Consider the following 4,538-nt stretch of genomic DNA (forward strand, 5'->3'; position numbering starts at 1 on the left):
CCAGAATGGGGGATTTAGGGGGCACAAGCCGACCCAAACGGAGCAAGACCTAAGAGCAGGTGACATCAAAATTCTATTCATGCAGGAGGTGTATTGACTTAAGCATCTACTCAAAACCACATCTACTCAAAATCACACCAACCTAGCCCCACTGCTCATCAGGTTTTTATGACTCTGCCAGTTCATACCCTCTTGCTTGTTGATGACGTTGCCCCAGCCCGAGCGCAATATCGGCGCTGTCTGCTCGCAGATTCAAGCTGCGTCTATCGCTTTTTGGAAGCAGAGAACGCGATCGCAGGCTTAGAACTCTGCCGAACCCAGGCGATCGATGCCATTTTGCTCGATTATTCGCTGCCCGATCAGAGTGGGTTGGCGTTTTTGGAGGCGCTCAATGCTCAAAGCAGCGATCATCCCCCCGTCGTCATGGTGTCAGGAGAAGGTGACGAAAGCCTCGCAGTCCGAGCGATAAAACTGGGCGCAGAAGATTATTTGACCAAACGCCGCCTCACCCCCGAACTGTTGCAGCTAACTATCCGCAGCGCGATCGAAAACGCTGGATTGAAACACCAACTTCAGCAAAGCCAAGATCGCTTTCGGGTGTCGATCGAGAATATGCTGGACTGCTTTGGCATCTACTCATCGGTTCGAGACGAGTCGGGACAGATTGTTGATTTTCGGATTGATTACTTAAATACAGCCGCCCTGGAGAGCAATCGAATGACGATCGCTGACATCGGTAGAGCGCTGTGTGAAGCCTTTCCTTCTCATCGTGACGTGGGGCTGTTTGAGGCATATTGCCGAGTCGTCGAGACCGGAGACCCCCTGATTCGAGAGGACTTGATCTACTCCGACCTGTTTGGAGCACAGCTTTTGACAAGAGCCTACGATCTGCACGTTAGCAAATTAGGAGATGGCTTTGTCGCTTCTTGGCGAGATGTCACGGAACGCAAACAAGCCGAATTAGCGCTGCGGGAAACCAACCAACGGATCACAACCATTTGGGAAAGTATGACCGATGCGTATGTGACCCTCGATCGCGGCTGGCGAATTACCTATGCAAATCGAGCCGCCGCGCAAGTAATTTTGCAACTGGCGGGTCTAGAACCGGAAGCATTTCTGGGCAAATCGCATTGGGAAGTTTTTCCTTCGCTAGTGGGTCAAGCGATTGAGCAGGAATATCAACGAGCAGTCAGTGAGCAGGTTGCGGTGACGCTTGAAGTTTGTTATGAGCCAACTAGCAACTGGTTTGAAGTTCATGCTTATCCTCACACAGACGGCTTGGGAGCTTACTTTCGGGATATTACCGATCGCAAGGCTTCAGAGATAGAAATTCAACGACTCAACCGAGAACTCAACCGACGAGTTGATGAACTGCAAACGATTCTGGATGCGGTTCCGGTGGGCATTACGATCGCAGACGACCCAACCTGTAAAGTGATTCGCGCCAATCAGTTTGCTCAATCGATGCTCTCGGTGCCCTCGGATGCCAACGTCTCTGCCAGTGGAGAACAAGCCGAAACGCTGCCCTTTAGACAACTCCGCAATCGTGAAGAAATTCCCCCCCAAGACTTGCCGATGCAGCAGGCAACCGCTCAAGGAAAAGCCGTGCAAGATGTTGAGATTCAACTAGTGCGATCGGACGGAGCAACCTTTGACTGGTGGGTGAATGCGGTGCCTTTGTTTGATGAACAGGGAGCCGTGCGCGGATGTGTGGCAGCCTTTATGGATATCACAGACGCAAAACGTCGAGAATCGGAACGGCAACAGTCAGAAGATCACCTACGGCAACAAGAAACACAACTGCGGCTATTTGTGAAACACGCCCCTGCTGGGGTGGCCATGTTCGATCGCGAGATGCATTACATCGTGGTCAGCGATCGTTGGCTTACGAGCTATGGATTAACAGGTCAAGATCTGATCGGACGATCGCACTACGAGGTTTTTCCTGAATTGCCCGATCGCTGGAAAGCCATTCATCAGCGCTGTCTCGCGGGAGCGGTCGAAACCTGTGAAGAAGATGCGTTTCCTCGTGCGGATGGATCAGTAGACTGGGTGCGCTGGGAAATTCACCCGTGGCGGACAGATACCAATGAAATTGGCGGCATTATTATCTTCTCAGAAGTGATCACCGATCGCAAACAAGCCGAACTCGCCCTACAAGCCGCAAATCAACGGATCAGTAGCATTTTAGAAAGCATTACGGATGCCTTCATCGCCCTGGATTCTGACTGGTGCTACACCTATGTCAATCACGCCGCCGAGCAATTTTTAGGACGACCAAGAGCCGATCTGCTGGGGCGATCGATTTGGGAGCTATTTCCCGCCGAGGTAGAAACTAATTCGCCGACTTATCGAGAGCTTCATCGTGCGTTTGCGGAGCAGATTCCGGTCAAATTCGACGGGTTTGCGCCCTCATTGGGTCTGCACATCGAAGTCAGCGCCTATCCTTCACCCGAAGGCGTTGCTGTCTATTGGAGCGACATCAGCGAAAGGGTACAGCTTGAAGCCGAACGCAGGCAAGCCGAAGCCGCGCTGCAAGAACAAACTAACCTGCTACAACTGATCATTGAAAGCATCGGAGACGGCTTGATTTTGGCCAATCCCCGCGGCGAGTTTGTGTTGTTTAACCAGGCAGCCGAACGGATTTTTGGGCGACTCACCAATGAGCGATCGTCCGATGAATGGTCACGCACCTACGGACTCTTTTTACCCGATCAACAAACCCTTTTTCCCGATCGACAGCTTCCCTTATATCGGGCGATGCAAGGAGAACATGCCACAGATGTCGAAGTGTTTGTCCGTCGTGATCCCACTTTAGAAGGGCGCTGGATTAGTATCAGTGGGTTTCCGGTAGTAGACGCAAATCAAAACATCACAGGCGGGGTGATTACCTGTCGAGATGTCACCGATCGCAAACAAGTAGAAGCCGCACTAAGAGAAAGTGAACAACGCCTGCAAGCCCTGATTGACAACTCTAATGCTGCCATTTTTATCAAAGATTTGCAGGGGCGTTACTTGCTGATAAATCACGAGTGTGAGCGACTGTTTCACGTTACAAACGAGTGGGCCTGCGGCAAAACTGACTATGACCTGTTTTCTCAAGAAGTTGCAGATGCGTTGCGGCTCAATGATCAACAAGTTCTAGAGTCGGGGACGGCTTTGACTTTAGAAGAAAAAGTTCCGCTAGACGATGGCATTCATACCTATGTGGCTGTCAAGTTTCCGCTGTTGGATCAAGCAGGCGTGACCTATGCTATTTGCGGAATTTCTACCGACATTAGCGATCGCATTCGGATCGAAGCAGACCGCGATCGCTTGCTCACCGATGCCCAAACCGCCCGCGAAGAAGCCGAAGCCGCCAACCGCAGTAAAGATGAATTTGTCGCGATGATCGCTCACGAACTGCGATCGCCCCTCAACTCGATTATGGGCTGGGCCAACCTGTTGCAAACTCGCACCTTTGATCCAGCAACCACCACAAAGGCTCTGGAAACCATCTCACGCAACACCCAAACGCAGATCCGTCTGATCGAAGATTTGCTCGACATCTCCCGCATGGTCAGGGGCACGTTGCAGATCAATTTGGCTCCTGTAGATCTCGCCGAAGTCATGGAGGCCGCGATCGATATTGTGCGTCCGTCAGCCGCCGCCAAAGCGATCGAGCTAAAACTCCAAAAAGTGCCCACGGCTCAAGTCTCTGGTGACGAAAATCGGCTTCAGCAAATCATCGTCAACCTGTTAACTAACGCGATCAAATTTACGCCCCACGCGGGACGAGTCACCGTTGGCTTAGAGCAAGTTGAGTCTCGCGTACAGATTCGCATTCACGACACCGGAAAGGGGATTGCGCCTGAGTTTTTGCCGTTGATCTTTGAGCGATTTCAGCAGGGTCAGCAAAATGCAGGGTCAAAAGATGGATTGGGGCTGGGATTGGCGATCGTCAAACACCTGGTCGATCTCCATTCAGGAACCATCACCGTAGAAAGTCCCGGTATCGGACAGGGATCGACGTTTACGGTACAGCTTCCAAAGCTTGAAGACTCAGCACAGAAATCGCCAAACGATCGACCTGCTGACACTTCATTGGCGGGGGTTCGCATTCTCATCGTCGATGATGAGCCAGACATGCTGGATTTAATTACTTTTGTTTTAGAAGAGTCTGGAGCCGAAGTACAGTCTGCAACATCGGGGGTTTCAGCGCTAGAGTGCTTGTCTAAATTCAGACCCGACATTTTGGTGAGCGACATTGCGATGCCAGGGGGCAATGGCTACGAGTTAGTGCAGCAGATGAGAACCCGACCAGAGGGACAAATTCCGGCGATCGCTCTCACTGCCTACGCAAGCATCACTTATGAGGAACGATCGCTGCAAGCCGGGTTTCAACAACATCTCACCAAGCCTGTCGAGCCAGAAGACTTAGTTAATGCCATTATCAATTTAGTTAGAGGCATTAAATAAAAATGGCGAGGATCGGCTTCTCCAGCAGGCGTTGCTGATTGGAGGGATGAATCTGTGGGAAGTGTCCATCTTTTCGCCCC

Annotated in this window: 1 protein-coding gene; it reads left to right on the forward strand. The window is 51.5% G+C overall.

Going from position 1 to position 4,538, the window contains the following annotated elements:
- Positions 1–168 precede the first annotated feature (168 nt).
- Complete coding sequence (locus tag ACJ2PR_RS35140) at positions 169–4,458, forward strand: PAS domain-containing protein (RefSeq protein WP_446880531.1); 4,290 nt, start codon at positions 169–171, stop codon at positions 4,456–4,458.
- The last annotated feature ends 80 nt before the right edge of the window (positions 4,459–4,538 follow it).

It is taken from the genome of Phormidesmis sp. 146-33, from assembly GCF_052939515.1.

Excerpts from the sequence above, each read along its gene's own strand:
- ACJ2PR_RS35140 (WP_446880531.1), top strand. The coding sequence starts at position 169 with ATGACTCTGCCAGTTCATACCCTCTTGCTTGTTGATGACGTTGCCCCA.